Origin of the sequence: Paraliobacillus sp. X-1268, from assembly GCF_003426095.1 — a bacterium.
GTDB classification, from domain to species: domain Bacteria; phylum Bacillota; class Bacilli; order Bacillales; family Amphibacillaceae; genus Paraliobacillus_A; species Paraliobacillus_A zengyii.
Genome location: NZ_QJSK01000002.1, coordinates 221,777 through 237,883, shown reverse-complemented (window position 1 = coordinate 237,883; position 16,107 = coordinate 221,777). Strand labels below are relative to the sequence as shown.

Here is a 16,107-nt window from a genome sequence, read left to right as displayed (position 1 = left end):
CCTCCTTTATTGGCCATAATAGGCGTCTTTACCATGTTTTCTTAGATAGTGTCTATCCAATAAAACTTGTTGCATATTTGGCGTATTGGGATTAATTTGATAGGTGTGTAATGCCATTTTGGCTACTTCCTCTAACACCACTGCATTATGCACTGCTTCTGCTGGGTCTTTACCCCAATTAAAAGGTGCATGACTATGAACTAGTACACTCGGCACTGCAAGTGGGTCCACATGTCTAAATGTCTCAACAATTACATTTCCAGTTTCTAATTCATACTCGCCTTTAATTTCATCTTCTGTCATACGTCTTGTGCATGGAATTGACCCATAAAAGTAATCAGCCTGAGTCGTGCCTAAAGCAGGAATACCTGTACCAGCCTGTGCCCAACTTGTCGCCCATGGTGAATGGGTATGGACAACTCCACCAATCCCAGGGAAATTCTTGTATAAAACAAGATGTGTAGCTGTATCAGAAGACGGCTTTTTATTTCCTTCTACAATATTTCCATCTAAATCGACAACAACCATGTCATCTGCCGTTAATTCTTCGTAAGGCACACCACTAGGTTTAATGACCACTAATTTTTCTTTTTTATCGTAACCGCTTACATTCCCCCAAGTAAAAGTGACTAATTGATGTTTGGGTAATGCTAAGTTTGCTTCAAGCACTTGTTCCTTTAATGCTTCTAACATAATTTAGTCAACACCTTTCATTATGAAATTAGTTTTATACGTAGATTTCAATCATTTAATCTTATAGTAATATAATTTGTACGTACAATCAATATATATTGTGTTATTTTTATAAATTAATTTTAAAAAGGTCAGTTTAAATTAAAAAAACCGCATAACAAAAGGGATTAGCGACTTAAAATTAATTAGCCTTTTTTATCTATTATATATTGCTTATAATAAATATATATAAAGTCCATACAAGTTATGTATTAAATTTATTATTTTTATAAACAACTTTAAAGATTAAAATAACAGAAAATCCAACTCTATTAGAGTTGGATTTTCTGTTATTTAGTTATTCTTTTTATGTGTCTTCTTTGGTCCTTGCCAATTTGGAACAAACCCATCTTCCTGCATCTTTTTCATATACATATCTAAGTGTTCTTCCATTTTAGTAGCATCTTCTTCTGATAAGACACCAAATTCTTCATACTTTGCAACAATTCCTTTTCTTTGGTTAACCAAATCTTCATACATTGTTTTTAATTCTTTGGTTTGTTGTTCATTTAATTCAACATCTTCGAATTTTGGTTTTGGATGATCTTTCTCTGCTTCGACTATCGTAGCACCAAACCCAAGCATAATCATCGAAAAAACTAATAGAAGCAAACCTTTACGTATTTTCATATTCAGTCATTCCTTTCTTAATTTACTATCAAACTTAGTGTTATCAATAATTAAGAAAGTATACTTTTATTTGTAGCAATTATTTTGTTGCGACTTTAACTATCGTTCTACCTAAAGCTTTTCCTGCAATCAAAGTTGGTAACTCATCTGCTAATTGGTCCAAACCTATTTCTTTATTCAAAATAATTTCTAATATATCTTTGTTTGGTTTTAAGTCGGTTGCAACTCGATCCCAAATCTCTTTTCTTCCGTTCATCGGAAAATTAACAGAGTCGATACCAATTAGGCTTATACCGCGTAAGATAAATGGATAAACGAATGTTGGAACTTCTACACCACCCGTTAATCCACTAACAGCTACCCCACCATCATAGTGCAGTTTACTTAAAATAGAAGCTAATGTCTTTCCACCAACAGGATCAACTGCTGCTGCCCATTGGGGTTTCGCTACGGCGTGAACTTCTCCATCGAAAACGGCTTCGCGAGTAATTACTTCCTCGGCACCAAGCTTCTTCAAAAAGTCAGTTGCCTCGGATTTACCAGTGCTTGCAGCGACGTTATAACCTTTGTGAGCTAACATAGCAACTGCTATGCTTCCTACACCTCCAGTAGCACCTGTTACGAGTACTTGTCCTTTATCTGGGGTTAATCCATTCTTCTCTAGACGATCAATTGATAGTGCTGCGGTAAAACCAGCTGTACCAAATAACATTGCGTCCTTCATTGAAAGTCCATTTGGTAACGGAAGTACCCATTCTGATCCTACACGCGCATATTCACTATAGCCACCATCATGTGTGACACCTATCCCATAACTCGTAGCAATAACATGATCACCTTCTTCAAATTGATCATCAGCAGACTCGACAACTTCACCAACTAAATCAATTCCAGGAATCTGAGGGTAGTTTTTTACAATAACACTATTATTCGTGTTGGCCATCGCATCTTTGTAATTGATGCTAGAATAATGTACTTTAATAAGTACCTCTCCTTCTGGTAAATCATTTGTTGTTAGTGTGGTTACTCTTCCTGTAACTGTCTCATTTTCTTTTGTTAGTTGATATGCTTTAAATGTTTTTGTCATTTGCTTTTAACACTCCTTCTATTATGATGCATTCTTTTTTTTGAATGTTTTTTCCTTCAGTTTCTTTAACCATGTTGTATTTGCTACATAATCGAAAACTAAACTAATTACAAAACCATGGATCATGACACCTATAATGGTAGTTAAAACAACAATAGTATGTCCAACCATTGTTGTTGGAGAAAATGTCGCTTCACCAAAAAAGGTAACTGCAGTTATTACACTAACACCTGCATCTTTTATAGTAATAATTCCTGGTTCTATCACTACTAGAATTATCATCATACAAATTAAGATCACAGAAATAATAGCTGAAGTTAAGCCATAGTGTTGCTTCTTCAGAAATGCTACAAAAGGCATCGTGTAGTACTTTGTAATCGTTTTTAATCGCAGCAGATGTAAAATACGCGCAAAACGCGCTACTTGAAATACAGCATCTAACGGAATCACCGCTACTAGTAAAAATGGATTACTTTTTAAAAAATCAAACTTATTTTGACTTTTATATAAACGATATACGAAGTCAGCAAAGAATATTCCCCACGTGATCCAGACAATATAACTGGTATATGGGAGATTAGTCCATAATGTAGCAATGGATAGCGTCGCCAAGATTACCATGAAAATTTCATATACTATTTTTTTTGAGAACATCATGTATACTCTTGCTTCCCTCCTATCCTTACTCTATCAAAAAAATACACAGAATCAGAGTAATTGGATTTACCTAGTTATATCATTTTACTAAATTAAGAACATTGTGTGAAATCATTCCGGGGATTTTCTTGCTATAAAAAAACCAGTACTCCTAATTAGGGGTACTGGTTTCTCTATTAACCAACTTTCATTTCTGATGTTGGTTGTTGTTTTGATTGCTCTTTTTTCGCTAAACGAACAAGTAAATATGCAATAGGCGTATCCGCAATTGCAACTATAAATTTAAAAACATATTGTGTAAGAATCATCCCAATCAAGACATTCATCGGTACTGTTCCTGCAAATGCAACAACGATAAAAATAATGGTATCTAACAATTGACTTGAAATGGTTGATAAGTTATTACGTAACCATAATTTTTTCTCACCATGTTGTTTTTTTAGACGATGAAAAATAGACACATCGATATGTTGACTAACGACATACCCTAATAGACTGGCAATCATAACGCGAAAACTTCCGCCTAATATTGCTTCAAATTCAGCTTGCATTCCAAAGGCAGACGCAGCTGGTAAGTGTATTGCTATAAACACGAAAACCAGTGCCACGACCTGTGTAAAAAAACCTGCTCGTACTGTTTTCATCGCCGCTTCTTTTCCATAAACTTCACCAATAACATCGGTGATAAGATAAGTAACAACGTATACAATTGCAGCTGCAGGTAAGATAAACTCACCAATGCTAAATAATTTAACAGAAATAATATTTGATAAAATTAATAGTCCAACAAATAATGCATTCAAATAGACAAACATATCTTCTCTCCTAACTTATTTAAGGAGATTCTTAGCTAACCCTCATTAGCGATTATCAACTTTTTCTGGATACATATCGTGATTCATTAAACGGTGATCTGCTATTTCTTCAAACTTTGTCCCTTTTTTGCCATAATTACAATATGGATCAATCGAGATACCACCTCTTGGGGTAAATTTACCCCATACTTCTATATATCTCGGATCCATTAAATCTATCAAGTCATTCATAATAATGTTCATACTGTCTTCATGAAAATCACCATGGTTACGAAAACTAAATAAATATAATTTCAATGATTTACTTTCAACCATTTTCTCACCTGGAATATAACTAATATATACGACACCAAAATCAGGTTGATGCGTTTTTGGACACAACGTTGTAAATTCAGGACAATTGAATTTAACAAAGTAGTCACGATTTGGATGTTTATTATCAAATGTTTCTAATACATCAGGTGTATAGTCAAATGCATATTTCGTCTCTTGATTCCCTAATAACGAAAGATCTTGTAAGTCTTCATCTCTTCTTCCAGCCATCTGGCTAACCTCCCTTTTTACATATACATTAAAAAAAGCCCATCCCGATAAGGATATGGCTTTTGTAGTCATATGTCCTTAGTTTTTTATAGAGGGTTTGTTGCTAAGAACCTCTCCCATTATAGAACGGAATCGTATCCATTTACTCGGACTATTATATAGAGCGTGGAGCAAGATGTCAACGTTTTGACTTTCATATAGATACTAAGCCATTTCTTCAAATAATTTATCTAGAATAACAATTGCTTGATCTATTTCTTCTTTGTTTGTAGTGATTGGTGGAAGGATTCGAATAACCCTTTCTCCAGCTATGACAATAAGTAATTGATGCTCTTCACGAGCCTTCGTAACATAATCAATTGCTTTTCCAGTAACTTCAATTCCAATTAAAAATCCTTTTCCTCTTATATTGCTTATATTATCATACTTGGCGCTTAATTCTTCTAATTTCAACCAAAGATATTCAATTTGCACATTAGATTTCTCAAGTAAACTCGTACCTGATAATTCTGTTATCGTTGCTAAACCAGCTGTAGTTGCTAGTGGATTCCCACCAAATGTACTACCATGGGAGCCTGCTTCAAATGCTTTTGCCACATGTCCTTTCGCAATTAAAGCACCAATCGGAAATCCAGATCCTAATCCTTTTGCGACACTAATTACATCTGGTTCAAACCCATATTGTTGATAGGCAAACAGTGTTCCCGTACGTCCCATGCCTGTTTGAATTTCATCAATCATAATAAGAACATCATTTTCTTTACATAATTGAACGATTTTATCAACCCAAGCTTGATCAGCGGGGATAACGCCACCCTCGCCTTGAATTAGTTCTAGCATAACTGCACATGTCTCAGGATGGATTAGGTCTTCTAATGCAGCCATATCATTATAAGGCAAATAACGAAAACCTGGCATCAATGGTTGAAAGCCTTCCTGAATTTTTTCTTGTCCAGTTGCGGATAGTGTCGCTAATGTACGGCCATGAAAGGATTGATTAAATGTAACAACCTCAAAGGCTTTGTTTTGCTTTACTTTTTGTGCATAACGTCTAGCAATTTTTATCGCTGCTTCGTTTGCTTCCGCTCCACTATTGCAAAAGAAAACTTGATCACCAGAACTATTTTCCACTAATTTTCTTGCTAGCGCTTCTTGTGATGGTATCTGATATAAATTGGAGCAGTGCCATAGATTCCCCAACTGATTTTCTACTGCCTCTTTAACTGCATCTGGGACATGCCCTAAATTACAAGTAGCAAGTCCTGCCGTATAATCCAAGTATATTTTATCCTTATCATCCCAGACATAACTTCCCTTTCCTTTGGTTAATGTGATTGGAAAACGATTATATGTTGGCATTATTGCTGACATTTGGGTTGTAGAACTTGTTTCAGACATGACTAATCTCCTCCAATCGAATTCTTGTACCTACGTCTTTGCCATCGATAAAATCAAGTAAAGCTTGTGCATCCATGCCATTAACAATAGCAACTTCTGGCACATTTTCTGCAAGTGCTGCTAATGCCGCTTTCACTTTAGGAATCATTCCGCCTTGAATGACATTTGTAGCTATTAACGATTCAATTTGGATCTTATCCGTATGGTGCAATGTAACTTTCTTATCATTCTCTTCGATATAAATTCCAGGAATATCGCTAATAAAACATAGTTTAGCTTTTAATGCTTGTGCTATTGCAGCTGCTGCCGTGTCTGCATTGATATTATAACGTTGTCCCGCTTCTCCAATAGCAATTGGCGAAACAACTGGAATATAACCTTGCGCAATAACGCTGTGTAATAAATCAACATTGACATGATCAACTTCACCAACGTAGCCAAGACCCTTATCTTGTTTTACTTCTACAGCGTGCAAGAGATTACCATCGACACCACTCATCCCAAACGCCAAAGCATCCTCTTGTATCAAATTACGAACAATTTGTTTATTCACAGAGCCGCTTAAGACCATCTCAACCACATCTAACACTTCAGTAGTTGTTACACGTAAACCATTCACAAACGTTGTAGCAACGTCCATTTGCTTCAGACGAGAGGAAATTAGCGCGCCACCACCATGAACAATAATTGGTTGCACCTTTTCATCTGCTTGAATGCTAGCAATATTTTGATAAAAAGCTTGTGGAAGCTGATCAACAATACTTCCACCACATTTAATTATGATATACTCCATTTTTCCATCCCCTTATGTGCGATAGGAAGCATTAATTCTGACATATTCATAAGAAAGGTCACAACCCCAAGCAGTGGCATTACCTTTCCCATCACCAACACTAGCATGAATTGTTACAGTGTCCTGCATTAAATACTGCTTTGCTTCTGTTTCATCAAACGGTAAGGGCATTCCGTTTTTAACCACTTCAATCTTACCTAGTGCAACACAAACATCATCGGGATCTAACATTTCTCCACTATACCCAATTGCAGTAATCACACGTCCCCAATTCGCATCAGCACCATGAATAGCAGTTTTAACTAGATTAGATGAGATTATCGTTTTACTAATTGCTTGCGCAGCCTTCTCAGTATTGGCACCTGTGACTTGTACCTCAATTAATTTGCTAGCGCCTTCTCCGTCTCTAGCAATCTCTTTTGCAAGTGACTGACAAACAAAATGAAGCCCCTCAAGAAAGACATTCCACTCTGGATGTTCTGGATTCAATGTTTGATTATCTGCCATTCCATTGGCTAACACTAGCACCATATCATTCGTACTTGTATCACCATCAACCGTAATCATATTAAATGACTGATTCGTCAACTGTCTTAATCCGTCTTGTAATGCCTCATATTCAACGTCTGCATCTGTAGTAATAAAACTTAACATCGTCGCCATATTTGGGTGAATCATTCCCGATCCTTTAGCAGCTCCGCCAATTGTCACCTTTTTTCCGTTTATATCAAATTGAATCGCGATTCCTTTTTCTTTTGTATCTGTAGTCAGAATGGCATTTTCAAAACGGTTACTGTCTAAGTTTTTTTCCTCATCTATTTGTTTGATTCCATTCCGAATTGCATCCATTGGTAGGAAATCGCCAATAAGACCTGTCGAAGCAACAGCAGCGTGTTGAACAGGAATTTTTACTTTTTCAGCGAATAGTTTTCTCATCTCATAAGCATCAGCTAAGCCTTGCTTCCCTGTACAAGCGTTGGCAATACCAGAGTTAACAATTATTCCTTGTAACATGTGGTCCGTAGCGATACTTTCTTGGGTAACTTTTAATGGCGCAGCTTGAAAAAGATTCGTTGTATACACGCCTGCTGTTTGTGCAGCCTTCTCTGAGTACACCCAACCAAGATCGAGTTTCTTCTTACGAATACCACAGTGTAAGCCACCAGCAGTAAATCCTATCGGTGATGCAATATTACCGTTTGTAAGTAAATTAAACTTTTCTATTGTACTAATCTGATGCATTTTCCGTTCCCTCCTTATGGATAAATAGGGGGATAATCTAATCCCGATATTTCTTTCCAGCCATTGATGATGTTCATGTTTTGAATTGCTTGCCCTGCTGCACCTTTAACTAAATTATCAATTACCGAGACTATCGTTAGCTTTCCTGTTCGTTTATCTACGTGTAAGCCAATATCACAATAGTTACTTCCATAGACTTCCTTCGTTGTTGGAAGTACCCCTTCAGCTCGTACTCGTACAAAAGGATGATCTTTATAAAAGGTTTCATATAATTGTTGCACGTTCTCTTGGTCAATTGACCCTGATAGATTTGCATAAATCGTTGTCATGATCCCTCTCGTCATTGGTACGATATGTGGTGTAAATGTAACTTGCACTGCCTCATTTGCTTCCAGTCCTAATACTTGCTCCATTTCTGGAATATGCTTATGTGCTCCTAATTTATATGCTTTAATATTTTCATTCATTTCTGAAAAATGAACATTTAACGACAGGCCCCTACCTGCACCAGATACACCTGTTTTACCGTCGATTATAATACTGTTTGGCTCTATCCACCCTTTTTGAATGGCTGGAATTAAGCCTAAAAGTGTTGCTGTTGGATAACAACCCGGATTTGCAATTAGCTTTGCTTTTTTTATTTCTTCTTTATATATTTCACTAAGACCGTAAGTCGCTTGTGCTAAGTATTTTGCGTTCGCTGCTGGTGCTTCATACCACTTTTCATAATCTTCAGATGATTTCAAACGAAAATCTCCAGATAGATCAATACAAGTCACATTGTGATGTAAGAATTCAGGTACAAGTTCTTTACTAATATTGGATGGTGTCGCAAAGAATACTAGATCAATAGTTTCACTTAAAGCTGGAATGTCTAGAGCTGTCATGGGTAGTTCTAGAATGTCTGTCATATGCGGGTATACTTCTGAAAAAGATGTGCCATTTTTTGAATGCGAGATAATGGTAGTTAACTCTGCATATGGATGCATTTTAAGAAAACGAGCTAGCTCGATTGCACCATATCCAGTCCCACCGATAATTGCTACTTTCACGTCATTTTTCACTCCTAATCCGAACTTGATTGTGATTAATTATTATACTTTAAAATGTATGTTTATACAATAGTTATTTCGTTATTTTTGAAATATACATGTATTTTTGAATAAATATACGCTTTTTATGCATGTTTTGAATTATGTTACTGTCTAAAAGAAAACTCTTCTCGTAAAATTTAGACGGAGTAATAGATAGCAACTGTGACGGAGTTAGACTTGATTACCCGCTACGCTCCACAAGTAAAATGGGCTCGCTTTCCGTGGACACGGCTTCAGCTAATTCGGATAAGCAAAGACCGCTTTCCGAGTGGATCTTCAGCCCGTGGGATTGCGATTACTCATCCCATCGAAAACATTTGCTGTTCCCACAGGAGTCTCGCCCATTTCACTTGCTCCGCTGGATAGGCAATAACTGATACATCGTCTACTGTTCAGGATTTTTAATTGTGCTTATGACAATAGTTGTTCACGTTATGCTAATTGATTGTAGCGTAGGACAGTCGACTCCTGCGGGAAAAGCAACAGCTGAAAATCCCCCAGGAAGTGCTTTTTGCTTCCGAGGAAGTTGAAGCGTTGGGTCTGCGATTACTCGACCCATCGAAAAGACTTGCCCGCGGAAAGCGACTGACCGAAGCGAAAATCAACATGGCGGTTTATATCGCAGTTGATGAAAATTACGGTATAGGTTAGGGTGATTTCTCTTTCTTTGTTTATATTCTTTCATCAATGTAAATTTGATTTATTGATTATAATTAGTCACAAAAAAACACCCCGAAAGTCAGGCTTTTACTCTAACTTTTGGGGTGTTGTACGGTTCATACCACTTATAGTGTATGTCGTTTGTATTTTAGGTGTTCATTGCCTAGCACTTTATACTACATCTTATTAATAACTTTGTTTTCGAGTATACCTATTCCTTCAATTTCTAATGTAACCACATCATTCGGTTGTAGAAATTGTGGTGGATTTTGGGCAAAACCAACACCATCTGGTGTGCCTGTTAAAATAATATCTCCTGGCGACAATGTAATTAATTTTGAAATAAACGAAATGAGATATGGAACACTAAAGATAAGCTCCTTCGTGTTGGAGGCTTGACGAACCTCTCCGTTAACTCGGGATGTGATGGAAAGGCAAGACGGATCTATCAATTCATCCGTTGTGACAAGCCACGGTCCAATTGGTGTGCTTCGGTCTAATGATTTTCCTTGTAGCCATTGAGGTGTGCGCTTTTGCAAGTCACGCGCAGAAATATCGTTACCAATCGTATAACCGGCGACATAGTCGAGCGCATTACTCTCTTCAACTTCTTTTGCTTCTTTTCCTATCACCACAGCCAACTCTACTTCATAGTCAAGCTGTTCTGTTGCGGGTGATTTTTCAATTGCATCTTCAGGTCCAATTAACGCATTGGCAAACTTGGCAAATAAAACTGGATAGTCTGGTATATTACTTTTCATTTCGACGACATGATCTCTATAATTTGTTCCAATACAAATGATTTTAGATGGAGTTTGAACAGGAGAACCTATTACAACTTGTTCTTTTGAAAAATTCTCAACAGCTATTTTTTGGTCTATAACAAAAGTAACAGCATCCTTGGCACGATCAAACGCTAATTTTCCTAGTTTAAAAAATTCAGATGGATCAGAAGGTAATAACGTTTCAGCTATATAAGCTTTATCTATTTGTTCCGTATGTACCAACATTTTTAAGTAAGCCCGCTGCAAATCAATAATATAATCTCCTTGGACAAATCCAGTTCTAAAAGGTGCTAGTGTATTTTTTACTTGATACGTTACAAATTTCATCGTTCAATTCCCTCCTATACATTTTTACTTATTGTATCATTACTTTAAATTTTAGTGTGTACCTAATGATTAACACTTCTTTCAATCAACTATTGAATTTTCACACCGAAAATAAAAAAGATAGGCAGTTTTTTATGACTGCCTATCCAAACGTAAGTTATTTAATTAGCGTTCTTATAAATTCTTGATAGTTTTCACACTTAATTAACTGTTGAATTAAATGTGAATTGTCTACCATTTTCCCAAGCATTTCATACATGTTCTGCAAATCCTTTTGGCTGTCCTTTTCTACATTTAATAAGCAGATAAATTGTACGCGTTTTTCCGCCCAATCAATTGGCTTTTCTAATGTACAGATAGTAAGAAATGTACTATTCGTTTGAGCCGTGACAGGATGCGGAATTGCTACTAAATTTCCATATGCTGTTGGAGCGACTTTTTCACGTTCATAGACAAGATTAAGATAATTAGCAGGTATTAATTTCTTTTCTTCTAATTTATCTACTAAAAAATGAAGTACCTCATCTTTCGTCTGAAACGACTGGTGTAAGAATAATAAATCTTGTTTAATATACTCAAACACACTACTTGTATTATCAATTACAAAGGTCTCTATTTTGTCTAAATCTTTATCACTTAATATTGTGTTTACTTCTATTACTGGCACTGAGACTTTCTCTGTAATCGGTACGGAACTTACAATAAAATCGATTTCTTCAAATGGTATCTGTTGTAATTTGTAAAACTCGGTAGTTCCAATAACATCTAACTTGGAACCAAACTTTGATTTTAATTTGTATTTCAGTAACTGTGCGCTGCCTAAACCAGAAGCGCAAACGATTATACAGCGTTTCGGTCCAGTTTGTAATTTACTTCGCTCTATGGCCGCCCCGATATGCAAGGCAATGTAACCAATTTCGTTCTCATCAATGGTAACTGCCATTTCTTCTTCTAATACCATGCCTGCAACAATTCCTGCTTCAAATGCTAACGGATAGTTTGTCTTAATATCATCAATCATTGGATTTCGGACATTCATTCCATACTTATAACGATTAATTGCAGGCTTCAAATGTAAACCAAGACCAATGATCAATTCTCGATCATGCCGAATACCTAAGTGAAGTTTGGATTCAATTGAATTTAAAGCAAGCATTGTCATTCGGTAAATATTATCTTCCATCACTAGACCTATCTCTTGCTCACTCATGTTTGTTTGACTGACCATCTTAGTACCTAATAAATGAATGGCAATATAGGCGATTTCTTCTTGTGGAAAAGTAACACTCAAAATTCCTTCCGTTTTCAAAACAATTTTTTTAGCAACTTCGTACTCTTTTTGATCAATAATTTCATTTAGCTCTTTCTTAAATAGTGAGACATGATGTCCACTCTTAATACGCTTATATGCTATTGCAATATGAATAAATAAATTGTTTATTGCAATGTCAGATAATGTAATACCATTTTCTTTAATTTGATTTATAATAATGGACCAAATAGCATCAAGATTTTCTTGATTTGTGATGGAAGACAACTGATCTTGCCATATGGATTTCGCAACGCTTGCACTTCTATCAAATACATACTCTGACATCGCAAAACGTAACTTTACCTCACTACCAATCACCTTCATACCATAATTCGGTCGTTTATCTAAATGTATCGAATAATTTTCTAGTACCTTTTTGACTTGGCGCACATCATTTTGAATCGTTGATTTACTAATATGCATTTCATCACAGAGTTCATCTAGTTTTAAATAACCTTCCGCTAATAAAAAACGTCTGATTAAATACTTTATCCTTTCATCAGGTGAATCCGGTACAACAGCATCTTCACCTTTTTCTTCATCTAAGAATTGCTGTAAGTATGACCGAAAACGTTGATCGTCTTCTATATCCAACTGATATCCCGTTCCACGAATCGAATGAATTTTCGCACCATTAGACTCCAACAAGCGACCAAGTGCTTTTATATCATCACGTACTGTACGAGAAGTAACATTAATAATATTAGCAAGATACTCACTCGTAACTGCTTCTTCTGAAGCCATTAATTCACGCAAAATTTGAATAATCCGGGAGTGCAATCTATCATCCCCTTTATACTTCCTATCCCTTTACCTAACTCTATCTATTATAATTGATAGTTAGTTAGAAAAGCGTAGCAAATAACACTTGCTACGCTTTTATTTATCCATTAAAACCGTTATTTTTGGAAGCTTCAGCAAACCATGTAGCACTTTTCTTCGCTGTTCGTTCTTTTGTTTCTATATCAACTGAGAAAAAGCCGTAACGATTTTTATATGCGTTCATCCAAGACCAGTTGTCCATGAATGTCCACAAATGGTATCCTTTTGGATTACAACCTTCTTCAATAGCTTTATGAACCCATTTAAGATGTCCTTTAATAAAATCAATACGATAATCATCTTCGATTCTGCCATTTTTTAAAAAACGTTCTTCATTTTGAACACCCATACCATTTTCAGATATAAATGACTCAATATTTCCGTAATTATCTTTTAAATTAACCATAATATCATAAACACCTTTTTCGTAAATTTCCCATCCACGATATGGGTTCATTTTACGACCAGGCATTTCATAATTATCAAAAAACCAATCAGGCATAAATGGACTATATGGATTCGGCAAAGTTTCCTTCGCTTTCACACGACGCGGTTGGTAATAATTCACACCAAGAATATCAACAATATTCTCTTTTAATAATGTTTTATCGCCAGCTTGTGTATTAGGCAATTGTCCATGCTCTTCTAATAATGAAATTAAATCAGCTGGAAACTCACCTTTAACAGCTGGATCTAAAAAACTACGATTAAAAAACAAATCACAAACATGCGAAGCTTTTAAATCTGCAGGGTTCTGGCTACGTGGGTATGATGGTGTTAAATTTAAAATAATTCCAATTTTCCCATCATGTGATGCATGATAAACCTTTACTGCTTTTGCATGTGCAATCATCGTATTGTAGGCAACTTGTACAGCTTTTTTTGCATCTACAATATTCGGATAATGAAAGTCATATAAATAGCCACCTTCAACAGGAACAATTGGTTCATTGAATGTAAACCATTTTTTCACACGATCTCCAAACAGAGCAAAACTTTGGCGTGCATATTCTACAAATGCATCAACAACTTCACGGTTTTCCCATCCACCTTTTTCCTGTAACTCAAGTGGCATGTCAAAATGAAATAAATTAACAAAAGGTTCGATATCATTAGCAAGAAATTCATCAATGACGTTATTATAAAAGTTTACCGCTTCTTGATTGACGTGACCTTCACCACCTGGGATTAAGCGTGCCCATGAAATAGACATACGGAAAGTATTATGACCAATCTCTTTCATATTTTGAATGTCTTCTTTATATCGATGATAAAAATCAGATGTTGTTTCTGGTCCTACACCTTCAAAAAAACGATTTGGTTCTATTTCATACCAATGATCCCAAATGTTTTTTCCTTTTCCACCTTCTTTATCAGCGCCTTCTGTTTGGGTAGCGGATGCGGCACTCCCCCACCAAAAACCTTCTGGAAACTTATATTCTACTGCCATGGTTGCTTACCCCCTTTCTTATTTACTTCGATATATTTCAATAATTTCAATAGCAAGATCTCTTACTGTCATAGCTGTCATTAAATGGTCTTGTGAATGAACTAAGATAACATTGACAGATTGTCCTTCTCCACTAGCTTCTGCTTGTAATAATTTCGTTTGAAACTCATGTGCTTTTCCTAATTCTTCACCTGCTTCTTCTATTTTTTTATCAGCAGCCTCAAAATTTCCATCCTTTGCTTCATGAATACCTTCCATCGCACTTGACTTTCCGTTTCCTGCATAAAGAATTATTTGAAAAGCAATTTCAGTAATCGTATTATCCATTGTCACTGTCACCCCTATTTTAATTTTCTAATGAAAAGGAAATACGCATTCCTTCTCTATAAATACGAAAGAAATACGCATTATCCTTTTTACTTATCTGTTTGTTTTATGCTGCTTCATCTTTTTCATTTTGGTAATATTGTTTATCCATTATTTTCAAGAAAGGGAACCAAATTACGAATACAATTGCAATGTTAACTAGTTGTAGTACCGCACCCATGATATGATTACCAGTTGCCAGGAAACCACTTAATACAGCTGGTGTTGTCCACGGAACAATGACCCCGGCTGGTTTTGGTACAATACCTGTTGCCATTGAAAAGTATGTTACTAACGCTACAATTACTGGCGCTAATAACCACGGAATAATAACTAGTGGATTCATAATAATTGGTAAACCAAAGATAATTGGTTCATTCACATTAAAGATACCAGCTGGCGCACCTAACTTACCTAATTCTCTCATTTGGCGACTTTTCCCAATTATAAATATCCCTATAATTACCGCAAGCGTCATACCAGAACCACCAATACCTACAATAAAGGTATCAATAAACTGTTTTGTTACGATATTCGGAAGTTCCTCACCTGCTTGAAATGCTTGTAAATTTTGGTCATTCAATGCATACCAAATTGGATCAAATACGGAGTTGACGATAATTTGACCATGTAAACCAAAGAACCAAAATACTTGAATCAATAAGACTGCAATAATTGTTGCTGGTAACCCACTACCTAATACAGTCAATGGTTCTTGAATTAGTGTGTAGATAAAATTTTGTACTGTTTCAAATGGTGTATAACTGAAAATAATTCGGACTACTAAAAATACAGTTAGTGTCAATGCTATTGGAATAAGTGCACTAAACGAACGAGCTACAGCGGCAGGAACACCATCTGGCATTTTTATTGTCCAATCTCTCTTAACAATAGCTTGATAGATTTCTGCAGCAAAAAACGCAGTAAAAATACCTAAGAACATTCCTTCTGCTCCCAAAATTGAGGTTGGTATTACACCAGAAACCTCATCTAAAACTTGTGGTGTCAAAATTAAGAATGCAGCTAAGGCAACTACTCCACCATAAATTGACTCTCCACCTCTTTGCTCTACCATCTTATACCCTATACCTATGATAACAAAGAGACCCATAATACTTAAAGTTGCTGCTGATGCGGGACCTAAGGTATCTTGATAGGTTGCGTATGCATCTTCACTTATCCACTGATCTAAAAACGGAAAGTTAGCGATTACAACAAAGATTGAACCGAAAATGATTAATGGTAAAGCTACCATAAAACCATTACGTAGTGCGGTTAAATAACGGTTGTTATTCAGTTTATCCGCAACTGGCATAAGAACATTTTCTAATACCTCCATAAATCTGTTCATAAATTTTTCCTCCTTTATTTAATTTTCTGTTCAAAGATCAATT

General features: G+C 35.9%; 15 protein-coding genes and 1 riboswitch. All 15 genes read right to left on the bottom strand.

Annotation, left to right across the window (positions count from 1 at the left end; translation table 11 throughout):
- Window positions 1–6 precede the first annotated feature (6 nt).
- The 15 genes from araD to celB all read right to left on the bottom strand — a co-directional run bounded on the left by araD (window position 7) and on the right by celB (window position 16,064).
- Window positions 7–693: an L-ribulose-5-phosphate 4-epimerase gene (araD, locus tag D2K62_RS05715; RefSeq protein WP_112182344.1), complete on the bottom strand. Its 687-nt coding sequence runs from the start codon at window positions 691–693 to the stop codon at window positions 7–9.
- Between the two features lie 333 nt (window positions 694–1,026).
- Entirely contained in the window at window positions 1,027–1,362 is a 336-nt protein-coding gene (locus tag D2K62_RS05710; RefSeq protein WP_117161072.1) for a DUF2680 domain-containing protein, read from the bottom strand.
- A gap of 79 nt (window positions 1,363–1,441) precedes the next feature.
- Window positions 1,442–2,449, bottom strand: a complete 1,008-nt coding sequence (locus tag D2K62_RS05705) for an acrylyl-CoA reductase family protein (RefSeq protein WP_117161071.1) — start codon at window positions 2,447–2,449, stop codon at window positions 1,442–1,444.
- A gap of 21 nt (window positions 2,450–2,470) precedes the next feature.
- Window positions 2,471–3,103, bottom strand: coding sequence for a hypothetical protein (locus D2K62_RS05700; protein ID WP_232827969.1), 633 nt, complete (start codon window positions 3,101–3,103; stop codon window positions 2,471–2,473).
- Between the two features lie 179 nt (window positions 3,104–3,282).
- The gene (locus D2K62_RS05695) at window positions 3,283–3,921 is read right to left on the bottom strand and encodes a queuosine precursor transporter (protein WP_117161069.1); all 639 of its coding nucleotides are present in this window, start codon (window positions 3,919–3,921) and stop codon (window positions 3,283–3,285) included.
- Window positions 3,922–3,966: 45 nt separating this feature from the next.
- The gene (queF, locus tag D2K62_RS05690; RefSeq protein ID WP_112182349.1) at window positions 3,967–4,464 is read right to left on the bottom strand and encodes a preQ(1) synthase; all 498 of its coding nucleotides are present in this window, start codon (window positions 4,462–4,464) and stop codon (window positions 3,967–3,969) included.
- Window positions 4,465–4,536: 72 nt separating this feature from the next.
- Window positions 4,537–4,584, bottom strand: a riboswitch (PreQ1 riboswitch).
- Window positions 4,585–4,668: 84 nt separating this feature from the next.
- The gene (locus tag D2K62_RS05685; protein WP_112182350.1) at window positions 4,669–5,862 is read right to left on the bottom strand and encodes an acetylornithine transaminase; all 1,194 of its coding nucleotides are present in this window, start codon (window positions 5,860–5,862) and stop codon (window positions 4,669–4,671) included.
- Window positions 5,855–6,655, bottom strand: coding sequence for an acetylglutamate kinase (gene argB, locus D2K62_RS05680; RefSeq protein ID WP_112182351.1), 801 nt, complete (start codon window positions 6,653–6,655; stop codon window positions 5,855–5,857). Before argB ends, D2K62_RS05685 begins: the two co-directional genes overlap by 8 nt.
- A gap of 12 nt (window positions 6,656–6,667) precedes the next feature.
- Window positions 6,668–7,897 carry a bifunctional ornithine acetyltransferase/N-acetylglutamate synthase gene (argJ, locus tag D2K62_RS05675; RefSeq protein WP_112182352.1) on the bottom strand — a complete coding sequence of 410 codons (1,230 nt, stop codon included), beginning with the start codon at window positions 7,895–7,897 and terminating at the stop codon, window positions 6,668–6,670.
- 14 nt (window positions 7,898–7,911) lie between these two features.
- On the bottom strand, window positions 7,912–8,949 hold the full coding sequence (gene argC / locus D2K62_RS05670) for an N-acetyl-gamma-glutamyl-phosphate reductase (protein ID WP_117148859.1): 1,038 nt from the start codon (window positions 8,947–8,949) through the stop codon (window positions 7,912–7,914).
- Window positions 8,950–9,827: 878 nt separating this feature from the next.
- Window positions 9,828–10,763 carry a fumarylacetoacetate hydrolase family protein gene (locus D2K62_RS05665; RefSeq protein WP_112182354.1) on the bottom strand — a complete coding sequence of 312 codons (936 nt, stop codon included), beginning with the start codon at window positions 10,761–10,763 and terminating at the stop codon, window positions 9,828–9,830.
- 157 nt (window positions 10,764–10,920) lie between these two features.
- Window positions 10,921–12,855: a BglG family transcription antiterminator gene (locus D2K62_RS05660; RefSeq protein WP_112182355.1), complete on the bottom strand. Its 1,935-nt coding sequence runs from the start codon at window positions 12,853–12,855 to the stop codon at window positions 10,921–10,923.
- Between the two features lie 103 nt (window positions 12,856–12,958).
- Window positions 12,959–14,347 (bottom strand): glycoside hydrolase family 1 protein, encoded by a 1,389-nt coding sequence (locus D2K62_RS05655; protein ID WP_117161068.1) that lies wholly within the window; start codon window positions 14,345–14,347, stop codon window positions 12,959–12,961.
- A gap of 18 nt (window positions 14,348–14,365) precedes the next feature.
- Complete coding sequence (locus D2K62_RS05650; protein ID WP_112182357.1) at window positions 14,366–14,674, bottom strand: PTS sugar transporter subunit IIA; 309 nt, start codon at window positions 14,672–14,674, stop codon at window positions 14,366–14,368.
- 106 nt (window positions 14,675–14,780) lie between these two features.
- Window positions 14,781–16,064 (bottom strand): PTS cellobiose transporter subunit IIC, encoded by a 1,284-nt coding sequence (gene celB, locus D2K62_RS05645; protein ID WP_112182358.1) that lies wholly within the window; start codon window positions 16,062–16,064, stop codon window positions 14,781–14,783.
- Between the last annotated feature and the right edge of the window lie 43 nt (window positions 16,065–16,107).

Excerpts from the sequence above, each read along its gene's own strand:
- celB (WP_112182358.1), bottom strand. The coding sequence starts at position 16,064 with ATGAACAGATTTATGGAGGTATTAGAAAATGTTCTTATGCCAGTTGCG.
- D2K62_RS05700 (WP_232827969.1), bottom strand. The coding sequence starts at position 3,103 with ATGTTCTCAAAAAAAATAGTATATGAAATTTTCATGGTAATCTTGGCG.
- argB (WP_112182351.1), bottom strand. The coding sequence starts at position 6,655 with ATGGAGTATATCATAATTAAATGTGGTGGAAGTATTGTTGATCAGCTT.
- D2K62_RS05710 (WP_117161072.1), bottom strand. The coding sequence starts at position 1,362 with ATGAAAATACGTAAAGGTTTGCTTCTATTAGTTTTTTCGATGATTATG.
- D2K62_RS05655 (WP_117161068.1), bottom strand. The coding sequence starts at position 14,347 with ATGGCAGTAGAATATAAGTTTCCAGAAGGTTTTTGGTGGGGGAGTGCC.
- argJ (WP_112182352.1), bottom strand. The coding sequence starts at position 7,897 with ATGCATCAGATTAGTACAATAGAAAAGTTTAATTTACTTACAAACGGT.
- D2K62_RS05665 (WP_112182354.1), bottom strand. The coding sequence starts at position 10,763 with ATGAAATTTGTAACGTATCAAGTAAAAAATACACTAGCACCTTTTAGA.
- D2K62_RS05650 (WP_112182357.1), bottom strand. The coding sequence starts at position 14,674 with ATGGATAATACGATTACTGAAATTGCTTTTCAAATAATTCTTTATGCA.
- araD (WP_112182344.1), bottom strand. The coding sequence starts at position 693 with ATGTTAGAAGCATTAAAGGAACAAGTGCTTGAAGCAAACTTAGCATTA.
- queF (WP_112182349.1), bottom strand. The coding sequence starts at position 4,464 with ATGGCTGGAAGAAGAGATGAAGACTTACAAGATCTTTCGTTATTAGGG.
- D2K62_RS05685 (WP_112182350.1), bottom strand. The coding sequence starts at position 5,862 with ATGTCTGAAACAAGTTCTACAACCCAAATGTCAGCAATAATGCCAACA.
- D2K62_RS05705 (WP_117161071.1), bottom strand. The coding sequence starts at position 2,449 with ATGACAAAAACATTTAAAGCATATCAACTAACAAAAGAAAATGAGACA.
- D2K62_RS05695 (WP_117161069.1), bottom strand. The coding sequence starts at position 3,921 with ATGTTTGTCTATTTGAATGCATTATTTGTTGGACTATTAATTTTATCA.